The sequence below is a fragment of the Mucilaginibacter sp. L196 genome (assembly GCF_009765905.1).
Lineage (GTDB): Bacteria > Bacteroidota > Bacteroidia > Sphingobacteriales > Sphingobacteriaceae > Mucilaginibacter.
In genome coordinates this window covers 289592-309583 of the sequence record NZ_LMUO01000015.1, presented here as the reverse complement: position 1 = coordinate 309583, position 19992 = coordinate 289592, and the positions used below count along the sequence as shown (strand labels likewise).

Sequence of the window (19992 nt, the reverse complement as noted above, 5' to 3'; positions counted from 1 at the left end):
CTGATTATCAAGCATAAATTGATTTAAATCATTGTGATTGAAGCGTTTCAAAACTATCGTAAAGCATTAAAAATCAACTATTTATGAAAAATAAATTTGTTTTTTTATTTCAAACTTTCATAAGTTTGATGCAACCAATACAGGATAACCTACGGAATAAACCTGTGCAATTTTTATTTATTAATTAACCAATTATATGAACACCCAATTGTACTATTTAACTAGTTATGGCTAGTCGCTGGTGTATGTTCTTTTATTTCAATTAAAAGAATAAATCCAAAACACAATCATAAACCAATTATTAATTTATTATTCATGAGAAAAACAATTACAATTTTATTCATTTTCCTGTTATCGGGCATATCAGTTGCCCTAGCTCAAAACATCACTGTGAAAGGAACAGTTGTTGATAAAACAGGAGCTGCGTTGCCAGGTGTTACTGTAACACTAAAAGCAACTACTATTGGTACTCAGACTGACGTGAACGGTCACTTCAGTATTAGCGCACCAGTAGACGGAACATTAAGATTTACATTTGTTGGTTATAATGCAAAAGAAGTTGCTGTAAATAACCAAATGGTAGTTAACGTTAGTTTACAAGAAAATACAACCGACTTAAATGAGGTTGTAGTAATTGGTTACGGTACACAAAAGAAAGCAACTGTTACAGGTGCAATTTCAAGTGTAACCGCAGCCGATTTAAAGGATCAACAAATAATGCGTGTTGATGACGCCTTGGAAGGCCGTGCTGCAGGTGTTACTGTAACACAAACTTCAGGTGCGCCGGGTGCTGCTCCCAATGTAATTATAAGGGGTCAAAACTCATTAACAAATAGTTCTCCTTTATATGTTGTTGATGGTCAGATATGGGATAATGGTGGTTATGAATCTATCAATCCAAATGATATCGAATCACTACAAGTACTTAAGGATGCTTCTGCGGCAATTTATGGTTCGCGCGCATCTAATGGTGTTGTTTTAATCACAACTAAAAAAGGCGCTATCGGCACCCCAAAAATCACCTACAACTTTTACTATGGTAATCAATCAGTAGCTAAAAAGGTTGGTTTAGCTGATGGAACTCAATATGCTGAATTAAGAAATGAATCTGTAACTAATGATGGCGGCACAGCACCATTCGCCAATCCATCACAATATGGTACAGGTACTAACTGGCAAGATCAAATATTTGGTAATGCGCCAATTATGCAACAAAACCTTGCAATAAGCGGCGGTACCGATAAATCTAACTATTTTACATCGTTAGGTTATATTAATCAGGGAGGTATAGTTACTCCAGCTTATTCTGACTATAAAAGAATGAACTTTAGGGTAAATACAACCTCTAAGCCTAAAACCTGGTTAACCTATGGCGAAAATTTCAACTATGCTTATATCAGGAGTACCGGCAATTTTAATACCAATAGCGTATTTGGCGGCCCTTTAAGTGATGCAATTAACCTTGACCCACTTACCCCCGTTGTTGTTACTAATGTAAGCGGACAACCCAATGCTTCAACTTACACTAATCCAAATTACGCTCCTTATATATTCAGAAATGCGCAAGGTCAACCCTACGGTATATCAAATTATGTAGCCAATGAAATTGTTAACCCAATAGCGGCCGAGCAATTGCAAAATGGTTTTTACAACTGGTCTCATAATTTACAGGGCGATGTTTACTTACAGGTTGAACCTATAAAAGGCTTAACTATTAAAACGGAGATTGCTGCTAAACAATCATTCTATGGTACGGAATCATTTACCCCACTTTATTATCTGAATGCCAATAACATGAACCTTCCTCCGGCTACTAATAGCCAGTCTCGTTCAATGGCTCAGAATTTGGAATGGAATTGGGATAATACAGCAACTTATACCCGTTCAATAGGTAAAAATAATTTTAGTGTTTTGGTTGGTGAAAGTGCTGAAGAAGAGAGTGGTTTTAATGACCAGGTAACCTTTGAAGGAGAGCCTATTTCATCTTACAAGGATGCATCCTTTAACTTTCAATTACCGCAAGGCTCAAGGCTTGCGGGCAACGGATCATCTACCAACCCACTTGATTTGCAGCCGGAAACTTTGGCATCTTTATTTGCACGTGCAACATATGATTACGACCAAAAATATCTTTTACAAGCTATCGTCCGTCGTGATGGATCGTCAAAATTCGGTAGCGACAACGTATATGGTACGTTCCCCTCAATATCAGCTGGATGGGTTGCAACTAAAGAAGATTGGTTCCCTAAAAATACTTTTGTTGATTATTTGAAAGTACGCGCTTCATACGGTATTTTAGGTAATGAGTTAGCATTATCTCCATTCCAATACACGCCAATTGTTGGTTCTATAGGTAGCTATGTATACGGGCAAGGAAGTGGCCAAACACTTAATACTGGCTATGGTCCAAATTCATTACCTAACCCTAATCTAAAATGGGAAAGAGATAAATCTACTGATATAGCTATAGATGCAACCTTCTTCCATGATTTTACTGCAACTATCGATTACTATAATAAAGCTTCTGATCAATTATTATTATCAGTAACACCTCCTGCTTACGCAGGTATTACCGGTCAGGCATTTGAAAATGCCGGTGGTATAGATAATAAGGGTATTGAAATACAATTAGGCTACAACAAACAAGTTGGCGATTTTCATATTAACTTAAATGGTAACATAGCATACAATAAAAACACCGTTACCAATTTAAATGTACTTCCATTTTTAGTGCCAACAACTAGCTGGCAAGGAGCACTTACACCACAAATTCAACGCTCACAAGTGGGTCACCCATATGCCGAATTCTATGGTTATAAGGTGCTTGGCATATTCCAGTCACAAGCTCAGGTTAATGCATATAAAGACAAGAATGGCAACTTATTACAACCTAGTGCTAAGCCGGGTGATTATATTTATCAAAGCGTTACAGATGTTGGCCCAATTGGCCCAAGTGACCGCCAGTTCCTTGGTAGCCCATTGCCACCATGGACTTATGGATTTAACTTTGCAGTTAACTACAAACAATTTGATTTAAGCGTATTTGGCCAGGGTGTTTGGGGTAATAAAATACTTCAGGAATATCGCCGGTTAGATTTGGCAACTGCAAATTATCCAACTTCTGCATTAAACGCTTGGACTCCAACCAACACCAATACTAATGTTGCAAGGTTGTCTGATGCGGATCCGAACGGAGATTACAAAAATCTTTCAAGTGCATTATTACAAAGCGGCGCTTATTTGCGTATCAAAACCTTACAATTAGGGTACACACTTTCTAAAGATCTGATAAAAAAGTTAGATATGAGCAGAGTACACGTTTATGTGGGTGCTGATAACTTATTTACCATTACCAAATACAACGGATTTGATCCTGAAGTTTGGGGCGGTAATAACAATACTGGCGGTGTTGATCAAGGTGTTTACCCAACTGCTCGTACTGTAAGGGTTGGTGTTGATGTTACTTTGTAATTATTACTTAATTTAAAAATATTCTAATATCATGAAAAGAAGATATATTAAATACACGGCGGTTAGCTTGCTGGGCATGAGTAGTGTATTCGTATCCTGCAAAAAATCATTCCTGCAACTTAATCCCAAAGGGGAGTTTTCAGAATCAAGTTATTATTCAACACCTGATCAGGCTTTTGCAGGGTTAGTAGCGGCTTATGATCCGTTGCTTACTGAAACAGGTGGTATTGATCAAACTTATACTGATGTACGTGGGCCGCTTAATGCAGCGTCTGACGATTGCTACGCAGGTGGTGGAGGTTCAAGCGATACCCCTGATTGGCAATTATGGAATGATTACCAGTTAACATCTGCCGCAGGGCCGCAAAACGGTTACTGGCCAATTAACTTTTTGGGTGTAACCCGTACTAATATAATTTTATCAAAAATTGCTGGTGTACCAGGGTTAAGCGCTGCATTGGCAACCAGATATACTGCTGAAGCTGAATTTTTACGAGCTCATTATTATTTCGATCTGGAAAGATTATTTAAGAATGTGCCATTAATTTTAACACCATTAGCATCCGCTACTGATATTTACAATCAACCGCAAGCTAAACCGGCTGATGTGTACGCGCAAATTGAAAAAGATTTAACAGCAGCTATTCCTAATTTGCCACAAACCGTGGTTACAGCAGAAAGCGGCCGCGTTACACAAGGTGCTGCAATTGCATTATTAGGTAAAGTTTATTTATATGAGCAAAAATATACACAGGCAGCTCAGGAGTTCGCAATTATAAATGGTACACCAGGTGGTACAACCCCCGGTTTCGGTTATGCTTTGCAAACTAGCTTCCCTGCTATTTTTAGCCCTGATAATAAATTTAATAGCGAATCTATCTTCGAAATTAACTTCACCCCTGGACAGGCTTATACCTGGAATAACTGGGATGCTTTTAAAGGAAGTGTTTACTCTGAACAAGTTGGTCCAAGGAATTTTAGTGATGCTATCTATGCTGGTGGATGGGGTCAAAATCCGGTAACTCAACAGTTGCACGATGCCTTTGTTACTCCTTACGATGGTAGTGGTGTAAAAGATCCACGATATGGTTACACCATATTAAATATGGATAGCCTTGCTGCATTGGAAAAAACAACCTATCAGGCAAGTTACCAGAATACAGGGTTCTTTGCATTAAAATACATAGGATTAACTAAATATCTGTCAACCCAGGGAACTAATATTCTGAACTTCCCTAATGACTATATTGAAATTCGTTTGGCCGATACTTATCTGATGGAAGCTGAAGCTTTAATACAAGGCGGCGGTGATGCATCTCGTGCTGCAGCGTTAATTAACGCAGTACGTCACAGAGTTGGTTTAGCCCCTGTAGCTGCAACACTGGCAAACATTAAAGCTGAACGCCGTTTAGAGCTTGCAACCGAAGGACATCGTTGGTTTGATTTGGTTAGATGGGGGGATGCTCCGACTGTTCTTGGATTTAAAGGATTTAAAGCAGGTACGAATGAGTTGTTACCTATACCTCTTACAGATCTTTCCGCAACAAAACTGGTTCAAAACCCAGGTTACGCTAATTAATGATTTATAATTGATTATAAAACTGCCGGGTAATGCCGGCAGTTTTATTTTAGCAAAAGCAATATATGTTGAGATTTAAAACAAAATCGTTACTAGCAGTAATATTGCTGAGTGCTAACATAATATCATGCTCAAAAAGCAGTCAAAATAGTAGTAAGCCGTACGTTTATACACCTCCTCCTGCTCCTATAGATAGTAACTGGAGTTTTGAAACAACGCCGGTATGGGCAGATGAATTTACTAATACAGGGACACCTGATACAACTAAATGGAAGTATGATTTAGGTGGAGGTGGATGGGGTAATGCCGAATCTGAATTTTATACAGATTCATTAAGTAATGTAAGCGTAGCCAATGATGTATTAACAATAACAGCAAAAAAACAAAGTGTTGGAGGCGAAGCCTTTACTTCGTCAAGAATGGTTTCTAAATTTTCAATGACCTATGGTCGTATTGAAGTAAAGGCAATGTTACCTTCGGGCAGGGGTACATGGCCTGCAATATGGATGCTGCCCGATACCTATGCCTATGGCCCATGGCCGGCATCAGGAGAAGTTGACATTATGGAAATGGTTGGGTATGATCCTAACAACGTACATTTTAGTGCGCATAATTCAACATATTTTGCAGGCAATGCAAAAACAAGTACAATGAATATTCCCACAGCTTCAACCGCATACCATTTGTATCGGGAAGACTGGACACCATATGCCATCAGAGGATATTATGACAATAACCTTGTATTTACCTACGTAAATGCTGGACAAGGATCGGCTACATGGCCTTATGATCAAAAATTTCACATATTAATGAACATTGCGGTTGGCGGAAGTTGGGGAGGGATAGATGGAATTGACACCACCGCTTTTCCAACATCAATGAAGGTTGAGTACGTTCATTTCTTTAACATAATTCATAAAACACAATAATACCTAGCTGTAAGGATATAGTGTACTTGAGAAAACCTATGAAAACGATACAAAAAACAATACTTACAATATTATTTACCGGATTAACGGCCTTAGTGCTGGTGGGCTGTAGTAAAAAAGTAGCTAGCGCAGTCGGGGGCGGTACAGTTGTTACTCCCCCTGTACCTGTAAAAACAGATGTTAGCATGTGGCTAACCACGCCTGATCAATCACAATTATTGGCTAAACAAAATGTTAGTTTGTTGTTTAACACAGGCACTAATTCAAATACAACAATTAATGTTGATTCTACCACCACTTATCAAACTATTGATGGTTTTGGGTTTGCACTTACAGGTGGTAGCGCCCAGGTAATAAACGCCATGCCTGCTGCACAAAGTAACGCGCTTATAAAAGAACTTTTTGTAACAGATAGCACTGGTATTAATATCAGCTATATAAGAGTTACGCTTGGTGCTTCAGATATGAGCGCGACGCCATTTACTTATGACGATTCGAGCACTCCTGATGTTAATTTGCAGAATTTCAGTATTGCAATGGAAACTGATCTGATCCCTGTATTAAAAAAGATAATCGCCTTAAATCCTAATATAAAAATATTGGCCTGTCCATGGAGCGCACCTGCATGGATGAAAAGTAACAACAGCCTTTCAGGCGGTAGCTTATTACCGCAGTATTATAGCGTATACGCAAATTACTTTGTGAAGTATATACAAGCAATGAGCGCACAGGGTATAAATATTGATGCCGTTACTCCTCAAAATGAACCTCTAAATCCAAGTAATAACCCTGCAATGGTTATGCAAGATACTGCTGAAGCTAAGTTTATAGGCAGTTATTTAGGCCCTGCTTTTCAAAGTGCGGGTATAAAAACTAAAATTATCTGCTATGATCATAATTGCGACCGCCCGGATTATCCTGTTTATGTGCTAAATGATCAAACCGCAAATCAGTATGTTGATGGATCTGCATTTCACTTATATGCAGGTAATATATCAGCACTTACCCCCGTGCACAATGCATTCCCTAGTAAAAATATTTATTTTACAGAGCAAGCCACATTTTCAACAGGAACATTTAGTGGCGACCTAAACTGGCACGTAACCAATTTAATTGTTGGTGCAACGCGTAATTGGAGTAGGAACGTTATAGAATGGAATTTAGCCTCTGACCCTAATTATGGCCCACATACTGTAGGTGGCTGCAGTACATGCCAGGGCGCGGTAACTGTAAGCGGTTCAGCATTTACACGTAATGTTTCTTACTATATCATAGCGCATGCTTCCAAATTTGTAAAAGCAGGCGCGGTAAGGATCGCATCTGATGCTTCAACAGTATTCCCGAATGTAGCCTTTAAAAACCCTGATGGTTCTAAGGTGCTTATTGTCTTAAACAACAGTAGTAATGTCGCAAGTTTTAACATACAATACAACTCAAAAATAGTAACTACAACACTTAACGGTGGCGCCGTGGCAACTTATACCTGGAAATAACATACATCCTAATAAATAATGAATTCAAAACTCAAACTTCTTTTTCTCTTTTGCATAATAGCCCCTTTTTCTGTAAAAGCACAATCCCGGTATAGTGATGCTGAGATTGCCTTTAAATCCGATAGTCTTATAAAACTGATGACTTTACAGGAAAAGGTTACCATGATACATGCCAGCTCTTCCTTTACTTCTGGTGGTGTGCCTCGTTTAGGTATACCTGAGCTGGTTACATCTGATGGTCCGCATGGAGTTCGTGTGGAGCATGGCAGAGGTTGGACTGTTCTACAAAATGTACTCGATTCCGGAACGTATTTACCAACAGGGGTTTGTCTTGCATCAACATGGAATCCAAAACTAGGTTATGCATTTGGTTCAGTATTAGGCAGCGAAGCAAATTTCAGAGGTAAGGATGTGATATTGGGCCCGGGCATTAATATAATGCGTTCGCCTTTAAATGGCCGCAACTTTGAGTACCAGAGCGAAGACCCGTTTTTAGTTTCAAAAATGGTAGTAGGCTATATTAAAGGTGTACAGGATCAGGGAATATCAGCCTGCGTAAAACACTTTGCCGGTAATAACCAGGAAACTTTACGTGGCAGCATTGATGTGCAAATGAGCGAGCGTGCCCTGCGCGAAATTTACCTGCCTGGCTTTAAAGCAGCGGTGCAGGAAGGCGGCGTAAATACTTTAATGGGTTCATACAATAAATTCAGAGGGCAATGGGCCACTCAAAATAACTACCTTATAAATCAAATCCTGAAAAAGGAATGGGGCTTTAAAGGTTTGGTAATGAGTGATTGGGGGGCTGTTCACAGCACCACTCAAGCTTTATGGAACGGCACTGATCTTGAAATGGGTACCGACCTTAGTTTAGGTGCTCATCCTGATTATGGTAAGTTTTTTATGGGCGATACTGTTGTTACTTTAGTGAAAGAAGGTAAAATACCTGAATATATTATCAATGAAAAAGTAAGGCGCATATTGTATGTTATGTACAAAACCAATATGCTTGGCGGACAAAAACGCCAGAAAGGTGAATACAACACCCAAGCACATCAGCTAACAGCAGAAAAGGTTGCAGAGGAAGGGATAGTATTACTTAAAAATCAGGATAATATATTGCCTTTGGCTGCAAATGTAAAGTCGATTGCCGTAATAGGTTACAATGCTGATAGAAAACAAGCTTTTGGTGGTGGCAGTTCACAAGTAAAAGCATTTTATGAAGTGACACCTTTACAAGGCTTAAAGAATATTGCCGGTAAAAAGGTGAAAATTACCTATTGCAAAGGTTACAATATTGTACGTAATGGTGGCCCGGATCAAACCTTAATTCAACAAGCTATAGCGGCAGCTAAAAAAGCCAATATGGTAATAGTTGTTGGTGGTTGGACACACGGTTACGATTATAATGTTTGGGATGATAATGCTTATGATGCAGAAGGGACCGATAAACCAAATATGGACATGCCTTTTGGTCAAAACGAGCTAATTAAGGCTGTAATTGCGGCTAACCCAAAAACAGTAGTGGTATTGATGGGTGGTGGCCCAATGGATATAACTCAATGGGTTGGCGATGCTAAAGGTATAATACAAGCATGGTATCCGGGTATGGAAGGTGGCAATGCATTAGCAAAAATCATCTTTGGTCAGGTTAATCCTTCAGGAAAATTACCGGTAAGCTTCCCTAAGAAATTAGCTGATGCCCCTGCAATCAAACTCGGACAATATCCCGGCGATTCAACAACCGTAAATTATTTCGATGATATATATGTTGGTTATCGTTATTACGATACTTTCAACGTTGAACCGCAGTTTGCGTTCGGTCACGGTTTATCATACACCACCTTTAAATATAGCAATCTGCAAGTAAGCGCTGCTAATAAACAAGCTACCGTAACCTTCACCTTGAAAAATACAGGTGCTGTTGATGGTGCTGAAGTAGCGCAATTATATGTGAAACAAGAAAAATTAAACTTGCCCCGTCCTGATAAAGAGTTAAAAGGTTTTGAAAAAGTATTTTTAAAAGCTGGCGAAGAGAAAACGGTAACTATAACACTTGATCAGGATGCCTTCAAATATTTTAATGATGTGAAAAACGAATGGGAAATGGACCCCGGAGTTTTTGATTTCATTGTAGGCAGCTCATCACGCGACATCAGACTAAATGGTAAAGCTGAATTGTAAATTTTATTGATTTCAACCCAAATACATATATAAATGAAAAAGTCTTTAATACTAGCCTTGGTATGTTCGTGCACCACGTTAGTAAATGCACAAACTAATAAAGCTAAGGCTCCGCTTCCAGCAAAAGCATATCAAGCCGTTAATAAAACGGTATCAGTTTATACAACTGCACAAAATACCGATTATCGTATAACCAAAACTGCTACATTAACATTTAAGCAATTTGGCCAACCACTTGAAACAGATGTTTGCATTTTTGTTGATCCCTCAAAAACGTTTCAATCTGTTTTGGGGATTGGGGGGGCATTAACCGATGCATCTGCCGAAACATTTTATAAGCTACCAAAAGCAAAACAGGACGAAATTTTAAATGCTTATTATAATAAGAAAACCGGTATTGGTTATACATTAGGTCGTACGAATATTCAAAGCTGTGATTTTTCAAGTGATACTTATAGCTATGTTGCTGATGGCGACAAAACTTTAAAAACATTTAATATTGATCATGACCGTAAATATCGTATCCCGTTTATTAAACAGGTTATTGCAGCGACAGGGGGTAACTTAACCTTGTTTGCAACTCCGTGGAGCCCGCCAGCATTCATGAAAACTAACGACGATATGTTACATGGTGGCAAGCTTAAACCGGAGTATGACCAGGCGTGGGCTAATTTTTATGTTAAGTTTATTAAAGCTTATGAAAAAGAAGGTATTCCAATATGGGGGCTATCAGTTCAAAACGAACCAATGGCTAATCAAAAATGGGAATCATGTATTTATAGTGCCGAAGATGAGCGCGATTTTGTTAAGAATTATTTAGGCCCAACATTGCACAAAAGCGGCTTAGCTGATAAAAAATTAATTATCTGGGATCATAACAGGGACTTAATGTATCAGCGTGCAAGTACTGTTTTAGAAGATCCTGAAGCCGCAAAATATGTTTGGGGTACGGGATTCCATTGGTATATGCATGATGATTTTGAAAATGTGAAACGTGTACATGAAGCTTTCCCTGCTAAGAACTTATTATTTACCGAAGGTTGCAGCGATACCTTTGATGCGAGCAAAATTAATGATTGGAAATACGGTGAATTGTACGGAAAATCAATGGTTAACGATTTTAACAATGGTGTTGTGGGCTGGACAGACTGGAATGTTTTGTTAGATGAAAACGGTGGGCCTAATCATGTTGGAAACTTCTGCTTTGCGCCAATACATGCAAACGTTAAAACCGGAGAGTTAACCTACATGAATTCTTTTTATTACATTGGTCATTTTTCAAAATTTGTAAGGCCTGGAGCTAAACGTATAATCGCATCATCAAACCGCGATGAATTAATGACAACAGCATTTGTAAATAGTGATAATAAATTGGTAGTAATTGTGTTAAATTTAACCAACGAAAAAGTGCCATATCATCTTTGGATAAAAGGTATGGCCGCCAATACAACCAGTTTGCCACATTCAATAACAACATTAATAGTTCAATAAGCAGTTTTTGCTTAATGTAGTATGGTTAATGATACGCTATTTGTATAACGCTGATGAAAAGTAATCGCAAATTATTTTTAATAATAATTTTTATTGTCCCGCTTGTTTTTATTTTTTCGCAATGTTTAACAATAAACAAGGATAAACCAGATCCCCGGGGAGACATCTTCGCGGGTTCATCAACCTGTATAAAGTGCCATAAGGATGTTTATGATAATTACCTTCACACGGCACATTTTTCAACTACACGCCTTGCTGATATACACAGCATAGGAGGCAGTTTTAGCCCTCACGATAATACCTTTTACTTTACTAAAGATTTAAAAGTAGTGATGGAAAAACGTGCTGATGGTTTATACCAGGTTACCTATTCAAAGGGCAAGCAAATAAATGCCGAACGTTTTGATATAACGTTTGGCGGCTTAAAAGCCGAAAGTTATTTGTATTGGAAAGGCAACCAAATGTATCAGCTGCCTATGTCATATTTCAGATCATTGGGGTGGACTAATAGCCCGGGATTTGATTCAACTTATGCTAATTATACCAGAATGATTGGCAGGCGATGCTTTGAATGCCATAGCTCTTATATAAAAGATCTGCCGGTAGAAACACAAGGCTTGCAGTCGTTGGACGTTGAAAGTTTTGATAAAAACTCCCTGATATTAGGTATTGATTGCGAACGCTGCCATGGCCCATCAGCTAACCATGTGAATTATCAAACTGCATATCCAGAGGAAAAGAAAGCCAAATACATTGCTACGTATGCATCACTCTCACGTGCGCAAAAAATAAGTATGTGTGCGGTTTGCCATTCAGGAAATAAAAACCTGATCCTAAAAACAACATTTGTATTTAAGCCGGGCGATGATCTTGGCAACTTTGTTGAAAATCCCCCATATCAAAAACCTGTAGATTCAGCCAAGCTTGATGTGCATGCTAACCAAAGCCAACTTTTAGCTAGTAGCAAATGTTTCATAAATAGCAATATGGATTGTGCCACCTGCCACAATGTACATCAAAATGAGAGGGGAAACTTGGCTATGTATTCGCAGAAATGTATGAATTGCCATACTACGGCAAATCATAATTTTTGCCCTATGGCGCCAAAATTAGGGGCTGCTATAAAAAATAATTGTATTGATTGCCATATGCCAGCAAGGTCGTCAAGTATTATAACCATTGAAACCGAAGGTAAAGGTAAGAAGGTGCCGTATTTAGTTCGCACTCACCATATAGCAGTGTATGCCGATGCTTCTCAGAAAATAATTAATTATCTTAAAAATAATAACAAATTAACATTTAAATAAAGACCGATAAAGCTTGAGTCTTAACCTGTTTAGCCATGAAGATCATTAAAAAACAAACCCTAATCTCATTATTTTTAACGTTGATTTCAATTGCGCCATTTATTGCAAAAGCACAATCTAATGGTTTTATTTCAACCCGTGGAAAAGAGGTTATTGGCCCCGATAAAAAACCATTTTTAATGAAGGGGACTAATTTGGGTAATTGGCTTATCCCGGAAGGTTATATGTTCAAATTCTCTAAAATCAATTCGCCAAAACTAATTAACCAGGCAATTACCGAATTGATAGGACCTGAGGATGCAAAAATTTTCTGGCAAAAATATTTAGATAATTACATTACCCGTGCCGATATTCATTACCTGAAATCTACCGGGATGAATTCTATTCGTATCCCATTTAATTATAAACTTTTTACTAACGAAGATTATTTAGGCGAAAATAACCCTAACCGTGGTTTTGAGTTATTAGATAGGGTGATAGGTTGGTGCAAGCAGGAAGGTATTTATGTTATTTTAGATATGCATTGCGCGCCAGGCGGCCAAACTGGTGATAATATTGATGATGGTTATGGCTATCCGTTCTTGTTTCAAAGTGCGGCATGCAGGCAACAAACAATACAAATATGGACAAGAATAGCCGCACACTACAAAAATGAAACAGCGGTTCTTGGTTATGATTTATTGAACGAACCAATTGCACATTATTTTAAAGCTGATAGTTTAAATCATTATCTGGAACCTTTTTATAAAGAGATCACAAAGGCGATACGCACAGTTGATAAAAATCATATCATGGTTTTAGGAGGTGCACAGTGGGATAGTAATATGCATATGTTTGGCCCACCATTCGACTCGAAGATTATATACACATTCCACAAATATTGGACAAAAACTACTACCATCGACGTAATACAAGAGTATGTTGATTTTAGAAATAAATATAATGTGCCTATATACTGCGGCGAAACAGGCGAAAATAAAGATGAATGGGTACATGATTTCAGGGTAACGCTTGATCAAAATAATATAGGATGGCATTATTGGCCTTATAAAAAGATGGAAAATGTAGCGGGCATAGTTACTTTTAAAATGCCGGCTAATTATGACAAAGTAGTAGCTTATGCTGAATCACTCCGCGTTAGCTTCGAAGATATACGCAAAGCGGCACCGGTAAATAGGGAAGAGTTAAAGAAAGCTTTATTTGATATGCTTAAAAATTGCAGATTTGAAAATTGCACCTCAAATAAAGGGTATATCGAGGCTTTAGGCCTGGTTAGCGAGAAATGACATTTTTAAGTATAAATTAATACTAAAAAAAAGTATACTTGTATTAGTCTGCAATGCCAATTATACTTTCTTAAAGTACCAGTGCAGCCGAAATGATTTTTATATGTGATTGGGTAATATGGGTAAATATCTACTAAGATTATTATTTATTAATGTTTTGTTCTTTTTGTTTGTTGCTGAAAATGCACGTGCGCAAAAAATAGTAACATTAAATGATACCATCACCCAGCATTATTTTTCATTCAACGAGATTGAAACGCTTGAAGATAAGAGCGGAAAATTAACGCTCGGTCAGATAAGAAACAATCCTGCTGTATTCTCAAAATTCAAACCCAGCCCAATTTTCAATCCTAAAGTAACCGATCTTAATACCACTTATTGGTATCGTATAAAGATCAACCACGATAAAGCAACCAAAAATAATTGGCTATTAGAGTTTTTTGATCAGACTACGGATGATATAGAAATATTTTCGCCCAATGCAGATAATACTTACTCATCAACCCGCATGGGTAGTAGCCTGCCATTTTCACAACGGTTGTTTCAGCATAAAAATTTTAGCCTTAATATTAACAGCAATTTATATGGCGAGCATACTTACTATATCCGCTTAAAATCACATCAACCGGCAAATGTTATTGTAGTACTGCGTTCTGTAAGTTGGTTTGTGCACTATGCGTTAGATGAATATTTTTTCTTTGGCGTTTTTTACGGGATGCTGCTGGTATTCAGCTTATATAATTTAATGATGTTTTTTGCCATCAGGCAAACACAGTACCTGTATTACATCATGTACAACCTTAGTATTGGTTTGTACGAAATGTGTGCCGATGGTATAGCTTATCAATATCTGTGGCCAAACTCGCCAGTCTGGAATCAGTATGCTTACGGTGTAGCGCTGTTTTTTGCCAGCATATTTGGTATGCTATTTACACGTAGTTTATTATATGTAAAGGTTAAAGCCCCAAAACTAAATACACTTATATGGTGGGTAATAGGGTTACGTACAGTGTTTTTTGTGCTATGCTTAACCGTTGATAATAATTGGTTCAATTATCGTATAGTTGAAATTGTTCCATTGCTTTTAGCTTGTTATACAGGCTATTACATTTTAAATAAAGGATACTGGCCAGCACGCTTTTTTGTGGTAGGATACAGTTTCCTATTTATAGGCTTTCTGATTAAAATACTGATAGCCTTTGATGTTTCATGGTTGCCATTTGGCCCGATTACGCATTATAGCCTTAGCTTTTGCTTTATAATGGAAATGCTGTTTATTTCGTTTGCCATTGGTGAAAAGGTACGTATCCTCAAAAAGAAGAAGGATTATGCCCAACGCCGTATCATCAGGCAAATGAAGCAGAATGAGGAGTTTAAGGATAATCTTAATCGTCAGTTAGAAGCCCAGGTACGTGAACGAACAAAAGAGTTAGTCGAAAAGTCAGCGGTAATAGAGGAGCAAAATGAAGAGTTGAAATCTGTTAATATATTATTAAAGGATCAGGCTGAAGAAATTTCAAGAATAAACGTATTGCTGGAGAACGACAATATTACCTTACATACCAATATAGAAAAGGTAACGCATGATAGGGTAATGTCGGCCCAAGTGGATTTTGAAGAATTCAGCAGAATATATCCTGATAGGGAAACCTGTTTTAAATTTCTGTCAGACCTTAAATGGGAAAAAGGTTATAACTGCCGTAAGTGTAATAATGATCATTATAGTCATGGCCATCTACCATATAGTAGGCGATGTTCAAAATGTGGTTATGAGGAGTCGGTTATAGCTTACACTATACTACAGAATACACGTATCCCTATAAATAAGGCATTCTATATGATATTTTTGATGTACTCAACCAAAGGCAAAATATCATCTCATAAGTTATCCGAAATTGTTGCTATACGCCAAAGTACTTGTTGGGCATACAGTACCCGTATAAAAAAGCTTATGGATAATAAAAAGAAAGAGCTTAGCAACGCTGGCAGTAAGGGCTGGAGTATGCTGGTTATCGAGGAGCAATAATCTTATCCCGTATTATTTCATTTAAACCGTACAAAAGTTACCATTTCTTTTGTCAGTGTATTATGTAACAAAATTATAATTGGGTTATATGTTAAATGTTTTTGGCATACTGCAAATTGGGCCTGTTTTTTACTTTAGATTACTTATAAACCCCATGGATAAGAGCTTTGGCAGTTTTTGGCAGTGTATTTAACTGGCTTTTTGGCAGTTTTTATGATCATGTCAGTTCGTGTGTCAAAATGGCAAAAATATTTTTAAAGCGATAAATTTATAGTATTTATTACTTGGAGAGGAATTTATTGTTTAGCAGACCTTTAGATGACACAATTTTTTGCTTATCACATCTCTGCGAAGTACGCGAAATTTGTTTTGTTTTATTTTTGAGAATAATTCTTTGAAAATGAGGTTTTATGATTCTTTTTTGAAGGAAAAATTTTTTTGAGCTCTATTTTAGCCTGATTGATAGGAATTTAAATGTCTGTATCCGAAAATATTGATAAAAAGTGCCGAAATACTCAAAATATCAAGTGAATTTTATTTTTAATTGATTTCAAAAATGGGCGTTTTCGGTCGCCCAAATTTTATTTTTTTAATGGCATGTTTTGTGACATATCCTGCACGGAAGATTACGGTCGTTCTTACATTAATCACCCTGCAAAAGGGTCATCAATGCAAGAGTGATCTCTTCTAAAAAAAAGATATTAATCACATTGTTAAAAATTTAAATCCAAAAACCATGCAAGTAGTATTAGAAGTTGCCATCTTGATCGCAGTTATCCTTGTTCCGTTAGTACCTGCTAAAAGCAGCCGTATCGCGAAATAATTAGATCACAAGCAACGATAAGAAATTAAAAGGGCCCCGAGATATCGGAGCCCTTTTTTATTAGATTAGATCGGTTTTTTACTATTGATCATTGTCGGCTGTTTCCTTCAACTCATCAGCTTTAGTGCCGCTACCCAATTTTATCTTAGGCTTATCTTGAGTACCTGTAATAGTTAAGGGTATACCGATTATACCCAGTGGTGGTAAACCTAATCTAAACTTAATATCCATTTGTTTATCAAAACTAACCTGGCCTTCAAACCTAGCTCTAAAGCCCGCCATGCGCATTTTTGTACGCTCAATGGTAATTATATTATTGGCAATTTTAGTTTTAAGCTCTACTTTAGATAAATCGGAGTTATTGGTAATGCTATCCTTACCAGTACTACTCCCAATTTTGCTAAACAACTTAAAGCCGTGTATTTTTAATTGTTTGGCCGATAATGTACCACCGCCTTTTAATGAAGGATAAACAGGCTGCATATTACTGTTCAACCTGCCGCTTAACTGGTAGTCTAAAGATACAAGACCTTCAGTGTAGGCTGCTGTTGTTACCATATCATGAAATAGCTTAATGCTATTATAAGCCTTCTTTATATCAAAGTCTGTAGCGGTTAGGTGGTAGTTGAAAAAAGCAGTCTGCGGGTTTGTGCTGATGTATGTTGCATCCATAGTAACAGGTGTACCGATTATGTTGAACCCGGTATTTTTTAAATTGATACTGCCATTATTAATGGTCATTTGTCCTTTTGCATCTTTAATTACTATGCCGTTATACTTAACCTTCTTTACATCAGCAGTAAAATTTAGATTAAGATTATGCGGAACAAGTATAACACCGGAAGTGCCTTTAGTTGCCTGTTGTGGAGTGCCCGAATAAGCCATAAAATCGTCGGCATTAAGCATATTGCTTGTTAGGCTGAAATTGCCATTTAGCACCGCTTTAGAGTTGGTAGCATAACCAACAACGTTCGATAAGTTTCCATTTAAAACCATTACCGATTTGCCATACTGTGCTGTAAATGAATCAAAGTTCATTTTGTCCTGATCAAAGCTAAAAACGCCATTTTTGATGATAAATGGTTTTGGGAATAACTCGGATGTAAGCGAAACGTTTTGAACCTTTAACGTGCCTGAGTTAAATAGTTTATTATATCTGCCGGCCTGGGCATCGCTTTGTTTTCCTTTTAATGATACATTAGCAGCAATAGTGCCATTTACATTGTAACCCTTAATTGCAAATACCTGGTAGATTTTGCCAATATTAATAGTGCCGTACGAGGTGATATTATATTGCAGATCATTAAAGTTATGCAAATCGGCCTTTAACGTAAATGGTTCGTTCTCAAATACAAATGATATTGGTTTAACCAATACTTTGGTGCCTTTTAACGTGCCCGTATTATTTACAATACTGGTATTAACCTCAATGTTTTGTATAGGGTGTGGGTAATATTTTGTTTTAACAGAACCATTATGCAAGCTAATGTTAGCCACGGTAACCGGGAATATTTTTTTAGCAGGGATATAATCTCCTTTTGTTTTGATGTCGGCATTTAGGTCCCCGGTAACATCTGTGCCAGTAATAGGGTAGAATTGTTTAATGTCTAATAAATTAAACTTAATCTTTAAAGCAGCATCAATCGGGAAGTTGGCAGCATTACCAAGCTTAAAATAACCTTTTATGTAATTGTTTAAGGCTGCTGCATATATGTTGTCAATACTTAAGGTAATATGCTTATAATCATTATCAGGGCAATTCGCACTCATGTTAAAGCTAATGTTGTTAACCGATTGTGGCAACGATGCGTACTTTATATATCCGTTGCTAAATGATGAGGTTAAAGTGAATTTAGGGATACTGGTAATAACAGTATCTGTCTTTTTTCTAATGGTGCCTGTATGAACAATTCCTGTAGCATATTTACCTTCAGCCAATAAGTGAAGTGAGTACCTGCCTTTTAGGTCGACAGTTTTTATACCGAATGCTTTATTCCATTTTTCGAGATCTATTTCGGTGTTTATTTTAGCATATATATAAGGCCGTTTTAATCCCTTAACTCTTATCACCGAACTAAAATGATCTTTATCTATATTAAAAAAGATAGAATCAATATTTACATAAAGGCTATCAGGGTTTAAACCGGGTACGTTTGCCTCCATATTTAAAAATAAATTACGAACCGGAGAAGGTGTTTTATTATCAGCGATATAACCGTTCCTGATACTAAACTTCATACTCAAATTTGGTTTTGTATTAGTTTGGGCGATATATTTTCCTTTTAAAGCAAGCTGAATAACACCGGTGCCATTAACGTCGGTTTTTTCGAACATTTTTTGATAGGAGGAGGGTAACGCGCTAAAAATATCACTCAGATCGCTTTGGTGCGACTCTATTTCGAAATCCATATCATAACCATCCTTTATAAAGCCGAATTTGCCCGTAAATTTTACAGGCAATTGGTTTATCATCAAATCATTTTTTTGAAATATAAAAGCGAGTGATTTTGTGTTAATTTTAGTTATTAAATCCGCATTCACACTCTTATTAACTACATATGACTGGCCCCCGTAATTAAAATCAAGCGATTTAATACTAGTATGTGTATGCAGGTCGAAAATATCTTTGGTAAGGTCTCCGCTTCCGGTATAATTAAATCCCTGGGCGTTAATTTTCATGGGTAAAGACAAATCGTTGTAAACCAGTTTACTGTTTTCTATCAAAATCTGATCAATACCTAACGATGCGCTGCTGGTATCGGCATTAGCGCTGGTATTAGCTTTTGATGCTTTGTAAATGTTATAATTCGCTTTACCGCTACTATCAACCTGTATATTTATTAAAGCATTGTTAAGGTATATTTTATTGATATTTATCCGGCTTTTAAATATAGATGATAGATCAACCCCCAATGAAAGATCCTTGGCTGCAACTAATGTGTCATTTTGAAATGGTGCGCTTCCTTTTACGGTAACATCATATAAAGTAAGGGTAAGCGATGGGAAGCGTTTAAAAAAGGACAGACTGGTGTTTGAAAATGAAATATGACCATTAATATTGCTATTTGCCCATGTTTTAATTTTATTGGTAATGGTTTGCGGGAAAAGATAAGGCAGCAAAACCATGAGAAGTAGTAATGCGCCAAATGTTATTCCGCAAATTTTAAGGGTTTTTAATGACCATTTTTTAATGGATGGATTCATATAGATTAATTAGAGAATCAGCAATAAAGTAAGGCTCCTGAAAGCTTCGTAAAAATATAAAAATTAATGATGACATGGAAAGCGTCATTTTTCTCACAACTGTTGTGTTTAAATTGGCATTAAACTGTAACTAAGACAATACTTGTAAAACTAATATGTGCCCGATAACGTAATAAATTCACGAGGTTTTGTTCAACAC

At 37.1% G+C, this 19992-nt stretch carries 10 protein-coding genes; 9 read left to right on the top strand and 1 reads right to left on the bottom strand.

Annotated elements, in window-relative coordinates; genetic code table 11:
* The first annotated feature begins 315 nt into the window (after positions 1 to 315).
* The 9 genes from GSQ74_RS12305 to GSQ74_RS12265 all read left to right on the top strand — a co-directional run bounded on the left by GSQ74_RS12305 (position 316) and on the right by GSQ74_RS12265 (position 15766).
* On the top strand, positions 316 to 3471 hold the full coding sequence (locus GSQ74_RS12305; protein ID WP_158993668.1) for a TonB-dependent receptor: 3156 nt from the start codon (positions 316 to 318) through the stop codon (positions 3469 to 3471).
* 31 nt (positions 3472 to 3502) lie between these two features.
* The gene (locus tag GSQ74_RS12300; protein WP_158993666.1) at positions 3503 to 5050 is read left to right on the top strand and encodes a RagB/SusD family nutrient uptake outer membrane protein; all 1548 of its coding nucleotides are present in this window, start codon (positions 3503 to 3505) and stop codon (positions 5048 to 5050) included.
* A 65-nt stretch (positions 5051 to 5115) separates the two neighbouring features.
* On the top strand, positions 5116 to 5979 hold the full coding sequence (locus GSQ74_RS12295) for a family 16 glycosylhydrolase (protein WP_158993664.1): 864 nt from the start codon (positions 5116 to 5118) through the stop codon (positions 5977 to 5979).
* 38 nt (positions 5980 to 6017) lie between these two features.
* Positions 6018 to 7472 carry a glycoside hydrolase family 30 beta sandwich domain-containing protein gene (locus tag GSQ74_RS12290; protein WP_158993662.1) on the top strand — a complete coding sequence of 485 codons (1455 nt, stop codon included), beginning with the start codon at positions 6018 to 6020 and terminating at the stop codon, positions 7470 to 7472.
* 18 nt (positions 7473 to 7490) lie between these two features.
* Positions 7491 to 9656 (top strand): glycoside hydrolase family 3 C-terminal domain-containing protein, encoded by a 2166-nt coding sequence (locus GSQ74_RS12285; RefSeq protein WP_158993660.1) that lies wholly within the window; start codon positions 7491 to 7493, stop codon positions 9654 to 9656.
* Between the two features lie 33 nt (positions 9657 to 9689).
* Positions 9690 to 11147, top strand: a complete 1458-nt coding sequence (locus GSQ74_RS12280; RefSeq protein WP_158993658.1) for a glycoside hydrolase family 30 beta sandwich domain-containing protein — start codon at positions 9690 to 9692, stop codon at positions 11145 to 11147.
* Positions 11148 to 11200: 53 nt separating this feature from the next.
* Positions 11201 to 12454, top strand: a complete 1254-nt coding sequence (locus GSQ74_RS12275) for a cytochrome c3 family protein (protein ID WP_158993656.1) — start codon at positions 11201 to 11203, stop codon at positions 12452 to 12454.
* A gap of 35 nt (positions 12455 to 12489) precedes the next feature.
* Positions 12490 to 13740: a glycoside hydrolase family 5 protein gene (locus tag GSQ74_RS12270; RefSeq protein ID WP_158993654.1), complete on the top strand. Its 1251-nt coding sequence runs from the start codon at positions 12490 to 12492 to the stop codon at positions 13738 to 13740.
* Positions 13741 to 13858: 118 nt separating this feature from the next.
* Positions 13859 to 15766: a 7TM diverse intracellular signaling domain-containing protein gene (locus GSQ74_RS12265; RefSeq protein ID WP_158993652.1), complete on the top strand. Its 1908-nt coding sequence runs from the start codon at positions 13859 to 13861 to the stop codon at positions 15764 to 15766.
* A 904-nt stretch (positions 15767 to 16670) separates the two neighbouring features.
* Here GSQ74_RS12265 and GSQ74_RS12260 read toward each other — a convergent pair.
* Positions 16671 to 19793: an AsmA family protein gene (locus GSQ74_RS12260; RefSeq protein ID WP_158993650.1), complete on the bottom strand. Its 3123-nt coding sequence runs from the start codon at positions 19791 to 19793 to the stop codon at positions 16671 to 16673.
* Between the last annotated feature and the right edge of the window lie 199 nt (positions 19794 to 19992).

What these genes read in the sequence shown, in the direction of transcription:
- GSQ74_RS12305 (WP_158993668.1), top strand. Translation starts at nt 316, where the DNA reads ATGAGAAAAACAATTACAATTTTATTCATTTTCCTGTTATCGGGCATA.
- GSQ74_RS12300 (WP_158993666.1), top strand. Translation starts at nt 3,503, where the DNA reads ATGAAAAGAAGATATATTAAATACACGGCGGTTAGCTTGCTGGGCATG.
- GSQ74_RS12295 (WP_158993664.1), top strand. Translation starts at nt 5,116, where the DNA reads ATGTTGAGATTTAAAACAAAATCGTTACTAGCAGTAATATTGCTGAGT.
- GSQ74_RS12290 (WP_158993662.1), top strand. Translation starts at nt 6,018, where the DNA reads ATGAAAACGATACAAAAAACAATACTTACAATATTATTTACCGGATTA.
- GSQ74_RS12285 (WP_158993660.1), top strand. Translation starts at nt 7,491, where the DNA reads ATGAATTCAAAACTCAAACTTCTTTTTCTCTTTTGCATAATAGCCCCT.
- GSQ74_RS12280 (WP_158993658.1), top strand. Translation starts at nt 9,690, where the DNA reads ATGAAAAAGTCTTTAATACTAGCCTTGGTATGTTCGTGCACCACGTTA.
- GSQ74_RS12275 (WP_158993656.1), top strand. Translation starts at nt 11,201, where the DNA reads ATGAAAAGTAATCGCAAATTATTTTTAATAATAATTTTTATTGTCCCG.
- GSQ74_RS12270 (WP_158993654.1), top strand. Translation starts at nt 12,490, where the DNA reads ATGAAGATCATTAAAAAACAAACCCTAATCTCATTATTTTTAACGTTG.
- GSQ74_RS12265 (WP_158993652.1), top strand. Translation starts at nt 13,859, where the DNA reads ATGGGTAAATATCTACTAAGATTATTATTTATTAATGTTTTGTTCTTT.
- GSQ74_RS12260 (WP_158993650.1), bottom strand. Translation starts at nt 19,793, where the DNA reads ATGAATCCATCCATTAAAAAATGGTCATTAAAAACCCTTAAAATTTGC.